This window comes from Ensifer sp. PDNC004 (assembly GCF_016919405.1).
Classification (GTDB): domain Bacteria; phylum Pseudomonadota; class Alphaproteobacteria; order Rhizobiales; family Rhizobiaceae; genus Ensifer.
Genome location: NZ_CP070353.1, coordinates 761233 through 775782 on the forward strand (window position 1 = coordinate 761233; position 14550 = coordinate 775782).

A 14550-nucleotide genomic window follows, 5' to 3' on the forward strand; every position below is an offset into this window, starting at 1 on the left:
ATCGCCATTTCGGCCCGCTTGCTTTCAGGAGACTGCCCATGCCCGCTTTCGACTATGACCTTTTCGTAATCGGCGGCGGTTCGGGCGGCGTGCGCAGCGGGCGGCTCGCCGCAAGCCTCGGCAAGAAGGTCGCGATCGCGGAAGAGTATCGCTATGGCGGCACCTGCGTCATTCGCGGCTGCGTGCCGAAGAAGCTTTATGTCTACGCGTCTCAGTTTTCCGAGCACTTCGAAGACGCAGCCGGCTTCGGCTGGACAGTCGGCGAAAGCACGTTCGACTGGAAGAAACTGGTCGCCGCCAAGGAACAGGAAATCACCCGGCTCGAAGGGCTCTACCAGAAGGGCCTCAACAATTCCGGCGCCGAAATTCTGCATACGCGCGCCGAGCTCGTCGGTCCGAACACGGTTCGCCTGCTCGACAGCGGCAAGACGGTAACGGCGGAACGCATCGTCATTGCCGTCGGTGGTCATCCGACCCCGCATGACGCGCTGCCGGGGCACGAGCACTGCATTTCGTCCAACGAAGCCTTCGACCTTGCGGAGCTGCCGAAGTCGATCCTGATCGCCGGCGGCGGCTACATCGCCGTCGAGTTCGCCAATGTCTTCCACGGCCTCGGCGTCGAGACGACGCTGATCTATCGCGGCAAGGAAATCCTGTCGCGCTTCGACCATGACTTGCGCCGTGGGCTGCATGTGGCGATGGAAGAGAAGGGCATCCGCATCCTTTGCGAGGACATCATCCAGTCCGTCACGCTCGGCGCCGACGGCAAGCGCGTCGCGCGCACGATGAAGCACGGCGACATCGCCGCCGACCAGGTGATGCTGGCGCTCGGCCGCGTGCCGAACACCAGGGGTCTCGGCCTGGAGGCCGCCGGCGTGAAGACGGACGAGCGCGGCGCCATCGTGGTCGACGCCTTCTCGCGCACCAGCGCGCCCGGCATCTATGCGCTTGGCGACGTGACCGACCGTGTGCAACTGACGCCGGTCGCGATCCATGAGGCGATGTGCTTCATCGAGACCGAGTACAAGAGCAATCCGGTGTCGCCGGACCACGACCTGATCGCGACCGCGGTCTTCTCGCAGCCGGAAATCGGCACGGTCGGCCTGACCGAAGAGGACGCGGCGCGCCGCTTCGACGAACTCGAAGTCTACCGTGCCGAGTTCCGGCCGATGAAGGCGACGCTTTCCGGTCGCAAGGAAAAGATGATCATGAAGCTGATCGTCAATGCCGCCGACCGCAAGGTGCTCGGCGCTCATATCCTTGGTCATGACGCGGGCGAAATGGCGCAGTTGCTCGGCATTTCGCTGAAGGCCGGCTGCACGAAGGACGACTTCGACCGGACGATGGCGGTGCACCCGACGGCAGCCGAAGAGCTGGTGACGATGTATTCGCCGTCCTATCGCATCCGCAAGGGCGAGCGGGTCTGAGCCGCCTCAGGCAGACGCTCCCGCAAACCGCGCCTCCTCGCGTTTAAAAAGATCGGCGAGACGATCGATGACCGTCCGGACCTCCGGACGGCGCCGGTCGTCGTCGTTTGCCGCGATCCACAACGGATGCGTCAGGTCCTCGATCAATCCGCCTTCGCGCTTAAGGAATGGATCTCCTTCGCCGACAAAGGCGGGCAGGACGCCGCGGCCGGCGCCGTTGCGGATCAGCCGCACGAGAAGGGCGGCACTGTCGGTCCACGTATGGATCTGCTGCTCGCGGTTTTCAAAGACCCATCTTTCCGCCGGCGAGCTGGCAACTTCGGTGCCAATCGATATCCAGGGAAAGTCCTCGCGCTCCGGCATGTTGCCGGCGCGATAGACGGCATAGGCTATGTCCACCGAGCGGCGCACTGCTACATTACCTGAGTGCGGCTTTTCGTGCAGGACGGCGACATCGGCCTCTCTGAAGGTCAGGTCGAGGCCGCGATGCGCGTGCTTGCAGCAGAAGCGAAAACCGTCGCCCGAGGCACGGATGTCGGTTGAATGATCGGCGACGAAGCCGGCGAGCCAGGCATCGCTTGCGACCGACACGATCGGCAGGGCAAAGGCGTCGCGGTGCCAGTCGGAGATGTTCTCGGCGGCATTCTGCATGGCGCGGACATGTTCGAGAAGGATCTGGCCGTCGTGAGCGAGGCGATAGCCTTGCTGGCTGCGGATGAAGAGTACCCTTCCGGTCGCCCGCTCGAGTGCGAGCATGCGCCGGCCGATGGTCGGCGCACTCAGGCCCGTCCGCGTGGCAGCCCCGCTCAAGCCGCCCTCGGTCGCAACGTGATAGAACAGTTTCAAATCGTCCCAGGCTGCCTCGGCCATAAGTCCTCCATGGAGGTTACTGTCTCGTCCTAACGCGGAGCGTCCGCCTTGGCTTCCATTCGCGGATGAAAGACGTCTTTCAACGGTGCGCCTACAACGCTGCCGGCAAAGACATTAGGTCTCCCCCTGTCTCAAGGCAAAGGAGGCGAGACCATGTTTGAACATTGGGCAGTCATGTGGACGGTTCTGCAGCGCGAACGTCGCGACGGGGCACGCAACGGCCTGGATGATCCGCTCGACGGACCGGAGTGGCGCGGCCTGCACTGGGTGCTGCCGATCTTCTCGTTCCTGCTTAACCGGCGCAGATCGGACGCGCGCTTGACGCGTTCCGATGCGACACTCACAGGACGTACAGGCGCGCGCTGGGACGCGAGGGCCAGCCATTGCCGGCCGCAAGCAGCCGGGCACGATCATTGAACATACTGTCGCCGATCTCGGCGGCTGCGCCGGAGCACTAGGATGCCACTATCCCATTGAAACTGCGCATCGTTCTTTCGATATAGGGAGCAGGGCTTTCGGGATCGTGCGCTCCCAGGACATATCGTTGCGCGCCGGGCGCCCTGCAAAGCAATGAATTCTGGTAGGATGGCTTTCCAAGCGTTTCCTTAACGTCTATAAGCCCGCATTCCGCGGCGTTTCCGGCTGGGCGGGCACGAGGCTTGGCCAAGTGACCGGGGCAGGGCCTGCGGATGGTGAGTGAAATTTCAGAATACCGGGCGGCCGCATTGGCCGTCAGGGCGTGACCCGCGCGGTTGGATCCGCGGCAGACAACAGGTGATCGAAATGGCACAGACTTGGACTCCAAACAGCTGGCGGCAGAAACCCATCCAGCAGGTGCCGGAATATCCGGACCTGGCAGCGCTTGAGGCGACCGAAGCGCGCCTCGCGAAGTATCCGCCGCTGGTGTTTGCGGGCGAAGCCCGTCGTCTGAAGAGTGCCCTTGCCAATGTTGCCGAAGGCCGCGGCTTCCTGCTGCAGGGCGGCGACTGCGCGGAGAGCTTTGCCGAGCACGGCGCCGACACGATCCGCGACTTCTTCCGCGCCTTCCTGCAGATGGCCGTCGTATTGACGTTCGGTGCACAGCAGCCGGTGGTCAAGGTCGGCCGTATCGCCGGCCAGTTCGCCAAGCCCCGTTCCTCGGGTGTCGAGAAGCAGGGTGACGTGACGCTGCCGTCCTACCGCGGCGACATCATCAACGGCATCGAGTTCACCGAGGAAGAGCGCATTCCGAACCCGGAACGCCAGATCATGGCTTACCGCCAGTCGGCCGCGACGCTGAACCTCCTGCGCGCCTTTGCGATGGGCGGCTATGCCAACCTCGACAACGTGCACCAGTGGATGCTCGGCTTCGTCAAGGACAGCCCGCAGGCGGAGCGCTACCGCAAGCTCGCCGACCGGATCTCCGAAACCATGGACTTCATGAAGGCGATCGGCATCACCTCGGAAAACCATCCGAGCCTGCGCGAGACCGATTTCTTCACCAGCCATGAGGCGCTGCTGCTCGGCTACGAGCAGGCGCTGACGCGCGTCGACTCGACCTCGGGCGACTGGTACGCCACGTCGGGCCACATGATCTGGATCGGCGATCGTACCCGTCAGCCCGACCATGCGCATATCGAATATTGCCGCGGCATCAAGAACCCGCTCGGCCTCAAGTGCGGCCCGTCGCTGACGGCCGATGGCCTGCTGGAGCTGATCGACCTGCTCAACCCGGCCAACGAAGCCGGCCGCCTGACGCTCATTTGCCGCTTCGGCCATGACAAGGTCGCCGAGCACCTGCCGCGCCTCATCCGCGCGGTCGAGCGCGAAGGCAAGAAGGTGGTCTGGTCCTGCGACCCGATGCACGGCAACACGATCACGCTCAACAACTACAAGACCCGTCCGTTCGAGCGGATCCTGTCGGAAGTCGAAAGCTTCTTCCAGATCCACCGCGCCGAGGGTTCGCACCCGGGCGGCATCCATATCGAGATGACCGGCAACGACGTGACGGAATGCACCGGTGGCGCGCGTGCGCTTTCGGGCGACGATCTTGCCGACCGCTACCACACCCACTGCGATCCGCGCCTCAACGCGGACCAGGCGCTGGAACTCGCCTTCCTGCTCGCCGAGCGCATGAAGGGCGGCCGCGACGAGAAGAAGATGGTCGTCAACGGCTGATCTAAATCTCTGGCATCGTTCAGGTTTTCTGAACGTCGCTTGGATGCTTTGAATTTGACAATGCCGGGCCGGCTCTGGAAGTTGGCCCGGCATTTTCGTGTCTGGAGCAGGGCGCGGCGCGGGCTGTCGCGTGGGCCGGCGCGCTCCATGGCACGATCGAGGATCGTGATCTTCAGGAGGGGCCATGCAGGACATTCATCATGGGGGCTGCCTTTGTGGCGCCATTCGCTTCAAGGCGCGCGGCGAGCTGCGCGAACTGATCTTCTGCCACTGCAGCCAATGCCGGAAGCAGACCGGGCTCTATTACGCCGCAACCAACGTTCAGGATCAGGACTTCGAACTGGAGGGGGCGGAGAACGTAACCTGGTACAGGGCCAGTGACATCGCCAGCCGGGGCTTTTGCCGGCACTGCGGGTCGGCGATGTTCTGGAAGGCGGACGGTTCGGATTATACCTCGATCCTCGCGGGCACGTTCGACAAGCCGACGGTGCTGAAGCCCGGCTACCATATCTTCTGTGAAGACCAGGGCGATTTCTACGAGATCAAGGACGACCTGCCGAAATTCGCGGCCGGCCGCGTCTGAAGGTCAGGCCGGCGGGTTTGCCGCTCGCCGCTCGGCCTGTTCGAAGCCGTTGGCAAGGCCTGCAAGCTTGACCGCCTGCCACTGGCAATATTCCGCGATCAGCCGCTCGCTCAGCCAGAACAGGCCGCGCTGCCCCTCATCGGCTCTTCCAAGCAGGCCCAGGTCCTGGGCGCGGGTGAAGATGCGCCGAATATGGGTGTTCGAGATCATGTAATGCGTGGCGAGGTCCGAGAGGTTTGCCTCCAGCCACACCTTGCCGTCCACGGGGTCGAGACTCTTCGGCCGCGCCATCAGGTCGTCGAGCAGAAGGCCGCCGCACTCGGTCCACACGAACGCCGCCACCCCTTCCGGCGGTTCGGTCCACCGGCGGTCCGATAGCAGCAGGCGGGCGGCGATCGGCTGAGCGCGCTCGAAAACAGCGCGGTCGGCGTCGACGCGCGCGACACGGCATTGGCCGTCGAACCGATCGAGCGTTCCCATCTGGCTCATGAACCAGCGCAACATGGCGCCTTCGCTGATTTCCGTCGGCTCCAGCGGACGGATCTTCTTGCGCGCCCGCCCGCCATCCGCATCGCGCAGAAGCTTGTAGGTCAGGAGCTCGGCGATGAAGGCCGCGGCGGTGTTGCGGCTGGCGCCGCCGGTCTCGTGGATGAACTTGAGGAGGCGTGCGGTCGTTATCCCGGATTCGGGATTGCCGGGCTCGCGCTCGAGGTGAAGGGCGTAGACAGCCTGGCTGAGGGTCCATTTCTGGTGGGAGGCAACAAGGCGGGCGATACGGGGAAACGTGTCGTAGGCGGCCATCAGGTCGCGCGCGCTCGCCTGGAGCACGTTGCGCAATTCCGGATGACGAAGAAAACCTTCCGCTGTGAAGGTGAGCGAGCCATCCCGCGCAGCACCTTCCTGCTCTGCCACCACCCGCATCTGCTGCGCACACCCCCAATGCTCGCGCGGCCCGCCGAGGGCAGGGAACTCTATGAACCCCGCCGGCCAGCTGCCACTCAGCTGTACCCTTCTAGCAGGGCTACCTTGTGCATAACGTGTCAGCAACTGAATTTGTTCAACGGGGCGTTGACGGTTGCCGCCGAGCGCCCCGTTGAAGGGACTACTGCACCAGCACCGGCGACTGGCACTTGACGCCGGTGACGCGCACATCGGCCTCGCCGACCCGCACGCCGACGAGCAGCAGAAGGTTGTACAGCAGATCGTCGACCGGCTTGGTGACGGCTCCGAGCGTCTGGGCCAGTGCCTGCTGCACGATGGTCGGGCTGCCGAGCGTCAGGAACAGAACCTGGATGTTCAGGTCGAGATTGTTGAGGAGCGTTTGCGTCGTCGAGGTCAGGATGTCTTTGGTCGAGACGGTCTTGATCGACCGGGCCGCAACTTCGGACGGGCTGAAGCTCAGTCGCGTCGGCTTGAGGTTCTGCGCCTCGACATGGGCGAGTGCATCGATCTTGACCACCAGCGCGTCGACGAGCTTGGCTCTTTGCACCCGGGCGTCGGACGAGAAGTTCGACAAGACGGCCGGATCGACGTCGCCGACGGCGATTTCGGCAATGCCGGGCACTGCGTCGACGCTGACCGAAGCATTTTCAGGCGTGCCGCCATAGCATCGGATATCGGCGAGCTTGGCTTCCGCATAGGCGAGCTCGACATAGATCGGCAGGCGGATGCGAATGCCGGCAAGGGCAGCCAGACCGTCGACGTTGACTTCGACGGCAAGGCGGGTCTGGGCCGTGCGTACCGCCGCACCGGGCGTGCCGAGGCGATGGCTCGGCGTTTCGACCGGTGGCTCGCCGATTGCGAGCTTGACCTTGGCAGATGCGATCCCCGGCAGGCCAGCCACTGCATTCAGCGCGATCTGGTTTTCGCCGTTTGCAATCGCGGCGGCGGCTGAGACGATCTGCAGCGCGCTCACCCGCATCGCCCAATCGGAGCCGGCGTCGATCTGCAGGCTCTTCTTCGGGTCGAGGTTGAGGATCTGCGCGAGCGTGAAGGTGCTCTTGTCGCTGGAGGTCGAAAGCTCGATGCTCTTGAGTGCGGCCGTGACCGTCCCGGACAGGCCCTGGACGAGCCGCATGGAGGCAAGCAGCTGCGGCATTGTCAGGTTTGCCTTCAGCACGTCCTCATAGGAGGCCGCCGTCAGGTTGAGCCTGGTCGCAATGATCTTCAGGAACGGCTGGATATCGATGTCCGCGTCGATGAGCGCCTGGTAATCCATCACCTTGAGCGAGATCGTCGTTCCGAGCATCTGCCCGAGGATTGAGTTGAGCAGCCCGTCATTGAGGCTTGCAAGGCGTGAGCCGACGGAGAAGGCGGCAATCTTCGAACTGGCTGCCGTGCCGTAGACGCTGAGGTCCGGCGCCTTGGTGAAGATCGAGGCGAGGAAGATGTCGCCCTTCCTTTCGAGCATGACCTGCACGGCATCCGTGGGCGTTGCGTCCTTGATGAAGCGCTGGCCGGCATCGACCGACGGATCGGGAACGTAGCGCCCGCGCGTCACGGTTGCGACGCCGTCAAGCTTGGCGGTGTTGATGTCACCGGGCGGCAAGGTCTTACCATCGATGGTCAACAACCCGTTCGGCGTCGACACGCCGTAGTTCAGGCCATTGTTGGCGAAGTGGTTGAGCACGGCCTTCTCCGCGGACGAGACGTTGGCCGCCGCCGCGATCGCGGCGAGATCGACCGTCGACTGCATTTCACGCTTCTGGACGGTGAGGTAGCCGTAGTCGATCGCCAGCGCCATGGACGTGATGACCAAGGGCATGGCCAGGGCGGCCGAGACGCCGATGTTGCCGCTACGTGCACGGGCGAGGGAGCGCATGGGATTCCACAGCATATCAGACCCCTCCGATGCGGATGGTTGCAAAGCGCTCGATCTGTTCGCTCGGCATGGCGAAGGTGAACAGGTTGAAGATCGGCAGGTCGCCGGCGTCGTATTTGATCCGAACGGTGAACTGGTTTGCGTTGTTGGCGTCGTCCTTGACGGTGACGGTCATGCGCGACGACTTGATGAAGGCCTGATCCATCGTCGTGCGACGGATATAGTCGGTCGCGAGCCGTTCACGCTCGGTTTCGGAGAGGCCGGCAATGGCCGTGCGGGCAGCATCGGCGGCGATCTGCTGAATGGAATGGGCGGCACTCAGATAGACGCCGTATGCGATCAGGGTCAGCACGCACATGAAGAAGAGCGGTGCTATTATTGCAAATTCGATCGCAGCGGCCCCGTCTCGGCCACCTAACAGGCGCTTGAAATTGGACATTGCAGCATCTCCGCGTACCCACGTTGCTGTATTTTTCGAATGTCCCTGCACCCCTAACGTGATCCTCAAATATTAATTTTTTCATACTCCGATAAGTTGTTGAATCCCAAGGCATTTCGTGATTGTTGCAAAATGTGTATTCAAAGTTGAATTAGGGTTTATGAAAATGAGCTAGTTTTCGCCCTGCTGCGACGCCTGCGCGCGCCCCTTGTGCGGGCTCTGAGATGCGCGCAAAGGCTGCCGGTTATGTCGCCGGCAGTGAGTGCAGCTTGGGCCCGTATCCGATCACTGCTGTGCGGGCGGCGCGCGGTAATGTTCGAGCTGACGGTTGAGCGCCGCCAGGTCGGCGCGCAGTTCGGAGATCTCGCGCAGCAGCACGTCGTCGACCTTGTGATGCAGCGCGATCAACTCGACCTCCGATTTGAGATTGACTTCGTAATCTTTCGCCGCGGCGAAGCGGTCGCGCTCGGCCTGGCGGTTCTGCGACATCATGATCACCGGCGCCTGCAGCGCGGCGAGCATCGAAAGCACCAGGTTGAGGAAGATGTAGGGGTAGGGATCAAACGCTCCGGTGATGAGCAGCACCGAATTGATCACGACCCAGCAGACGAGAAAGCCGCAGAAGCCGATGATGAAGCTCCAGGAGCCGCCGACGCGGGCGATATTGTCCGCGAGCCTTTCGCCGAAGGAGAGCCCGGCCGTAAACGCCGCGTGGGAATCCGTGGAAAGCGTCCGGCGATCGCGGGCGTGGGCGAGGATGCGGGCCTCGATCTCGCCCAGCTCGCTGATCGGCTTGCCGAAAAGCTGTTTCGAAATGTCGTTGAAATGCGGCATGGGGATCTCCGGTGTTGGCCGGATAAATCTAGGGCATGTCGCGCAAAAGTCCGCAGCGGTTTTGCTTTGCCCGCGTGCGAACCATCAAAAGCTTAAGGCATGGGGGGAATTCAGGCGTCAGCCAATACCGCCATGGCGGAAGGCGCGAAGCCGGACCGGGTGCGACCGGTCCGGCTTCTTGTTTCAGTGGGTTTCGGCAGCGCTTGCGAACAGGTCCGCGTGCGACTTGAAGAACCGGTCGGTCGAGAAGCGGTCGCCGAACATCATGTCGTGCTGCAGGAAGCGGTAGTCACGCAGCAGTGCCGGCACCTTCGGCTGGCGCGACCATTCGGCGACTTCCTTGCCGTTCTTGCGGATCAGCATGTAGCGGTCGACAACGCGGTACTGGTCGTACACCTTGCCGAGGAAACCGGTATAGTAGGGGTGCTCGTAACCGGACTGCTTGAGGATCTGGTAGGAGAGGAAGGCCGGGCTGATGGTGCCGACGTTCTTCTTCGGACCGGTCTTGTTCGACCAGACGACGAGCGGCGTTTCATGCTGCGCCTTCATCTGCTCCTTCGAACCTTTGCGTTCCGCCGTCACGCCCTTCATGAAACCGGTGCTGGTATAGACGGTGTTGAGCGGTGGCAGGTGGTCGCCGAAGAGCACGATGACCGTTTCGCGGTCGCGGTTCTTGGCCCAGTCCATCAGCTTCTTCAGGCTGTCGTCGGCTTCCTTGATGCCCTGGGCATAGGTGGCAAGCACCTGGCGGTCGGCTTCCGGCAGGTCGCCTTCGACCTTGATGGTGTTGTTGGCGTAGCGGTTGGCCTCATAGGGGCCATGGCCCTGGAGCGTGACGGCGAAGAAGAAGAACGGATCGTCCATCGCGTCGGCCTGGCGGATGATCTCGTCGGTCAGAGATTCGTCCGAGGCGAAGATGCCGCGCTTCTGCATCGGCGGCATGTTCTCTTCCGACTTGAACATGTCGAAGCCGAAGGCCTTGTAGACGGCGGTCCGGTTCCAGAACCAGCTCTGGAACGGATGGATGGCGCGCGAGACATAACCTTCGCCACGGAAGAAGGTGGCAAGCGACGGGATCGGATTGCGGATGTACTGCTGGTACGGGATGCTGCCATAGGGCAGGAACGCGTTGGAGAAACCGGTGAGCGCCTCGAACTCGACGTTGGCGGTCATGCCGCCGAACTCCGGCGAGAAGACGTTGCCCGACTGCATTTCGCGGATCGTCGGCATCGGATCTGGCGACAGCTTGACGTTCGGCAGGCGGGTCGGATCCCAGAAGGATTCGCTCATCAGCACGATGACGTCGGGCTTGCCGCGGTGCGAGGTGCCGGCCGGCAGCGGCTTCACCGGGATGCGGTCGATCGCGTCGGCCATGTAGCCGGCGGGCGCGCTGACATTGGCCATCGGCAGGTTGATGGCAAAGGCGAGCGCAAAGCCGTTGTGCTTATAGTTCTCGGTCTGGTCCCACATGATCGGGATGACCTTGAGGCGATCACGGATCCAGGAGAACTGGTTGTAATCCATGATGTTCCAGAAGGCGACGAGCAGCGGCAGCGCGAAGGCGAGGCGGGCCATGCGCTCGCGGGTCGTGAGCTTCGGGAAGGTGCGCCAGGCAAAGCGCAGCAGAAGGGCGATGCCAACGACGGCGACGACCAGGCCGACAGCGATGCCGACGGCCGTCCAGGGGCGGTCCTTCACCAGAACCGGCATCAGTTCCATGATCTGGCGACCGAACAGGAAGTCGGTCGGATAGAGCGGGTCGGACAGGAAGACCTGCTTCTGCTGGCAGACGACGGCGGGGATGATGGCAAGCGGCGCAATCACCACGGCCGACTTGTGCTCGCGACCGAAAATGCCGTCGACAGCGAGCAGGATCAGGAAGAAGGCGCCAACGGTCGTCAGCGCCGGGCGCGTCGGATCGAGCATGTAGGCGATGCTATCGGCAAGCGACTGACGCACGATCAGTTCGACGAGGAATACCAGAACGGCTGCGACGAAGAGGGAGAAGAATGCGCTGCGGGTGGCCGCGAGCGTCTTGGCGTGCCGTGTGGCGAAGCCCGGTCTATCGACATAGACACGTGAGCCTCTCGCAACCGCGGAATCGATACTGGCCAACATATTCTCCAATTTCATAAATGCGTCGTGTAACTGTCATACGCCCGTCATTTTGAACAGGGGATGAATGGTTTCTTAACGGACATGGAGGGTGGCTTTTCGTGGCGTGAAGCCGCGCGAACAGCCCAGCATAAGGACCGGGAAAAACAGAATTTTTCGGTTTTTTTCGTGTCGTTGCGATTGCCTGTGGGTATTTTCCCGCAGATTGCGCTAAAGAACATTGCGAAAGTCAGCTGCAATCGTTCAGGACAGACCGACAGGCCCGCTCATGACCGCCCATAAAAACGCCCCTTCGCTCCTTCGCATCGCCATTGCCCAGCTCAATCCGACCGTGGGCGACATCGCCGGAAACCTGGCCAAGGCGCGTGAGGCGCGCGCCGACGCGGCGCGCCAGGGCGCCGATCTCCTGCTTTTGACGGAGCTGTTCATTTCCGGCTATCCGCCGGAAGACCTCGTTCTGAAGCCGGCCTTTCTGAAGGCGTGTCTCCAGGCCGTCGAAAAGCTCGCTGCCGAGACGGCCGATGGCGGTCCGGGCGTCATTATAGGCTTCCCGCGGCTGGCAAAGACCGGCCGGCACAATTCGGTAGCCGTGCTCGACGACGGTAAGGTGATCGCGGTCCGCGACAAGGTCGACCTACCGAACTACGGCGAGTTCGACGAGAAGCGCGTGTTCGATCCGGGCGAGATGCCGGGGCCGGTCAATTTCCGCGGCGTGCGCATCGGTATCCCGATCTGCGAAGACATCTGGGGCGATCTCGGCGTCTGCGAGACGCTGGCCGAAAGCGGTGCTGAAATCCTGCTGTCGCCCAATGGCTCGCCCTACTATCGCGGCAAGGTCGACGTGCGCCATCAGGTGGTGCTGAAGCAGGTGATCGAGACGGGCCTCCCGATGATCTACGCCAACCAGCTCGGCGGCCAGGACGAGCTGGTGTTCGACGGCGCCAGCTTCGCCTTCAACACCGACAAGTCGCTCGCCTTCCAGATGAGCCAGTTCGAGGAGGCGATCTCGATCGTCGAATGGAAGAAGGGCGACAGCGGCTGGCATTGCGAGCACGGCCTGAAGTCGCGCCTGCCGGAACGGGAGGAGGCGGACTACCGCGCCTGCATGCTCGGCTTCCGCGACTATGTGAACAAGAACGGCTTCAAGAATGTGGTGCTCGGCCTTTCCGGCGGCATCGACTCCGCCATCTGCGCGGCACTTGCCGTCGATGCGCTCGGCGAGGAGCGGGTGCGCACGGTCATGCTGCCCTACCGCTACACTTCGCAGGAATCGCTGAAAGACGCCAAGGAATGCGCCGAGGCGCTTGGTTGCCGTTACGACATCGTGCCGATTTCCGAGCCGGTCGAAGGGTTCCTCAGCGCTCTCTCCGATACGTTTGAAGGTACGGAGTCCGGCATCACCGAGGAAAACCTGCAGAGCCGCACCCGCGGCACTATTCTGATGGCGATCTCCAACAAGTTCGGCTCGATGGTGGTGACCACGGGCAACAAGTCGGAGATGTCGGTCGGCTACGCCACGCTCTATGGCGACATGAACGGCGGCTTCAACCCGATCAAGGACCTCTACAAGATGCAGGTCTACACGATCTCGAGCTGGCGCAACACCACGGTTCCGCCGGGCGCGCTCGGTCCTTCCGGCATCGTCATTCCGCAGAACATCATCGATAAGGCGCCTTCGGCCGAGCTTCGCCCGAACCAGACGGACCAGGATTCGCTGCCGCCCTATCCGGTGCTCGACGACATTCTCGAATGCCTGGTGGAAAAGGAAATGGGAACGGACGAAATCGTCGCTCGCGGCCACGACGAGGCGACCGTTCACCGGGTTGAGCATCTGCTCTACATCGCCGAATACAAGCGCCGGCAATCGGCGCCGGGCGTCAAGATCACCAAGAAGAACTTTGGCCGCGACCGCCGCTACCCGATCACCAATCGCTTCCGCGATCGGGGCTAGGGAGTGGACACCCGCTCCGAAGAGACGGACGGCCGACAGGGCCGTCCAGAATTTACGGAGGAGGAAATCCGGCTCCTGCGACTGTGGTCGGCGAGCGACGTTTCGGCCGGCCGGCAGCTTTCGGCGCAGGTCGGCTATTTCGCGACGCCTGCGATCTTCGGGACCTATGGCCTTGCGACGGGGAGCCTCACTCTCGTCGGCGTTGCCTTCATCTGCATCCTGCTCCTGCTGGCCTGGGGTCTGCTCACCACCTGGCGGGATCGGCGCGATTCCATCCTGATGCAATCGGTCTGTTCCAAGGCGTTGGCGACGCTGCCGGTCGGTGAAGACAAGAGATAGCGGCCATATCCGGGGAGAAGAGCATGCGCAGTTCCGTCGAAATCCACGACATCTTGACCGGCAAGACGCGGGTTGTCTGGCAGACGGACAGGCTGGTCGAGGCGCCAAACTGGTCGCGCGACGGTGAGCATCTGATCATCAATGGCGACGGCAGGCTCTATCGGCTTAGTCTCGATGGATCCGAACCGGTGGAGATCGACACCGGCTTTGCCACGCTCTGCAACAACGATCACGGCCTCTCGCCGGATGGTAAGACAATCGCGATCAGCGACAAGACCGAGTTCGGAAAATCGGCGATCTATCTGCTGCCGGCCGAAGGCGGCACGCCGCGGCTCGTCACCCGCAACCTGCCGTCCTATTGGCACGGCTGGTCGCCCGACGGGAAAACCCTGTCCTATTGCGGGATCCGCGACCAAGTCTTCGACATCTACACGATCTCCGTCGATGGCGGCGAGGAGCGGCGGCTGACCCATGGCGAGGGCCGCAACGACGGGCCGGACTGGTCGGCAGACGGCGAATGGATTTATTTCAACTCCAGCCGTACCGGACAGATGCAGATCTGGCGGATCCGCCCGGACGGACGCGACGTCACGCGGATCACCGACAGCCCCTATGGCGACTGGTTCCCGCATCCGTCGCCTGATGGTAAGCACCTGCTGGTGCTTTCCTATGACGGCGATGTCTTCGATCACCCAAGAGACCTCGATGTTCGCTTGAGGCTGATGGACATGGACGGCGGCAATGCCCGCATCCTGTTCGCGCTCTTCGGCGGGCAGGGAACGATCAATGTTCCGAACTGGGCGCCCACGGGCAATCGTTTCGCCTTCGTCCGCTACGAACCGGAAAGCTGACCGCGCTGGACAAGTATATCGGGACCATGCTAGCGATGCGGTCGTTCGCAGGGCGCATCCGATCCGCGGGAAGGGCGAGGCCCACCTGTCTCACTGAACTTGGTTGCCACACCTCTTTTCAGTCTGTGGGCGCGGATACCGGACGTGAATGAAAGGAGGTCTT

Annotated in this window: 13 protein-coding genes; 7 read left to right on the plus strand and 6 right to left on the minus strand. The window is 62.7% G+C overall.

Annotated features, from left to right (window positions below):
• Window positions 1–38 precede the first annotated feature (38 nt).
• Window positions 39–1427 (plus strand): glutathione-disulfide reductase, encoded by a 1389-nt coding sequence (gene gor / locus JVX98_RS11700; RefSeq protein ID WP_205238694.1) that lies wholly within the window; start codon window positions 39–41, stop codon window positions 1425–1427.
• 6 nt (window positions 1428–1433) lie between these two features.
• On the opposite strand, the gene JVX98_RS11705 is transcribed toward gor, so the two are convergent.
• The gene (locus tag JVX98_RS11705) at window positions 1434–2297 is read right to left on the minus strand and encodes a LysR family transcriptional regulator (RefSeq protein ID WP_192446273.1); all 864 of its coding nucleotides are present in this window, start codon (window positions 2295–2297) and stop codon (window positions 1434–1436) included.
• Between the two features lie 153 nt (window positions 2298–2450).
• On the opposite strand from JVX98_RS11705, the gene JVX98_RS11710 reads away from it, so the two are divergent.
• The 3 genes from JVX98_RS11710 to JVX98_RS11720 all read left to right on the plus strand — a co-directional run bounded on the left by JVX98_RS11710 (window position 2451) and on the right by JVX98_RS11720 (window position 5037).
• Window positions 2451–2714 carry a hypothetical protein gene (locus JVX98_RS11710; RefSeq protein WP_205238695.1) on the plus strand — a complete coding sequence of 88 codons (264 nt, stop codon included), beginning with the start codon at window positions 2451–2453 and terminating at the stop codon, window positions 2712–2714.
• Window positions 2715–3080: 366 nt separating this feature from the next.
• Window positions 3081–4454: a class II 3-deoxy-7-phosphoheptulonate synthase gene (locus JVX98_RS11715; protein ID WP_043616467.1), complete on the plus strand. Its 1374-nt coding sequence runs from the start codon at window positions 3081–3083 to the stop codon at window positions 4452–4454.
• A 184-nt stretch (window positions 4455–4638) separates the two neighbouring features.
• Complete coding sequence (locus tag JVX98_RS11720) at window positions 4639–5037, plus strand: GFA family protein (protein WP_205238696.1); 399 nt, start codon at window positions 4639–4641, stop codon at window positions 5035–5037.
• A gap of 3 nt (window positions 5038–5040) precedes the next feature.
• Here the strand turns inward: JVX98_RS11720 and JVX98_RS11725 are convergent, their stop codons facing one another.
• The 5 genes from JVX98_RS11725 to JVX98_RS11745 all read right to left on the minus strand — a co-directional run bounded on the left by JVX98_RS11725 (window position 5041) and on the right by JVX98_RS11745 (window position 11246).
• Window positions 5041–5958: a hypothetical protein gene (locus JVX98_RS11725; RefSeq protein ID WP_205239432.1), complete on the minus strand. Its 918-nt coding sequence runs from the start codon at window positions 5956–5958 to the stop codon at window positions 5041–5043.
• A gap of 181 nt (window positions 5959–6139) precedes the next feature.
• A complete protein-coding gene (locus JVX98_RS11730) occupies window positions 6140–7873 on the minus strand; it encodes a TadG family pilus assembly protein (RefSeq protein WP_246765004.1) in 1734 nt (577 codons plus the stop codon).
• Window position 7874: 1 nt separating this feature from the next.
• Window positions 7875–8297 (minus strand): TadE/TadG family type IV pilus assembly protein, encoded by a 423-nt coding sequence (locus JVX98_RS11735; RefSeq protein WP_043616402.1) that lies wholly within the window; start codon window positions 8295–8297, stop codon window positions 7875–7877.
• 285 nt (window positions 8298–8582) lie between these two features.
• Window positions 8583–9131, minus strand: coding sequence for a DUF1003 domain-containing protein (locus tag JVX98_RS11740; protein ID WP_205238697.1), 549 nt, complete (start codon window positions 9129–9131; stop codon window positions 8583–8585).
• Window positions 9132–9314: 183 nt separating this feature from the next.
• Window positions 9315–11246 (minus strand): LTA synthase family protein, encoded by a 1932-nt coding sequence (locus tag JVX98_RS11745; protein WP_192447157.1) that lies wholly within the window; start codon window positions 11244–11246, stop codon window positions 9315–9317.
• 268 nt (window positions 11247–11514) lie between these two features.
• Between JVX98_RS11745 and JVX98_RS11750 the strand changes: the two genes are divergently transcribed.
• Genes JVX98_RS11750 through JVX98_RS11760 form a run of 3 tightly spaced genes read left to right on the plus strand, consistent with a single transcriptional unit; the run spans window position 11515 to window position 14387 of the window.
• Window positions 11515–13197 carry an NAD+ synthase gene (locus tag JVX98_RS11750; protein WP_205238698.1) on the plus strand — a complete coding sequence of 561 codons (1683 nt, stop codon included), beginning with the start codon at window positions 11515–11517 and terminating at the stop codon, window positions 13195–13197.
• A 3-nt stretch (window positions 13198–13200) separates the two neighbouring features.
• Window positions 13201–13536, plus strand: coding sequence for a hypothetical protein (locus JVX98_RS11755; RefSeq protein WP_205238699.1), 336 nt, complete (start codon window positions 13201–13203; stop codon window positions 13534–13536).
• 23 nt (window positions 13537–13559) lie between these two features.
• The gene (locus JVX98_RS11760) at window positions 13560–14387 is read left to right on the plus strand and encodes a TolB family protein (RefSeq protein WP_205238700.1); all 828 of its coding nucleotides are present in this window, start codon (window positions 13560–13562) and stop codon (window positions 14385–14387) included.
• The last annotated feature ends 163 nt before the right edge of the window (window positions 14388–14550 follow it).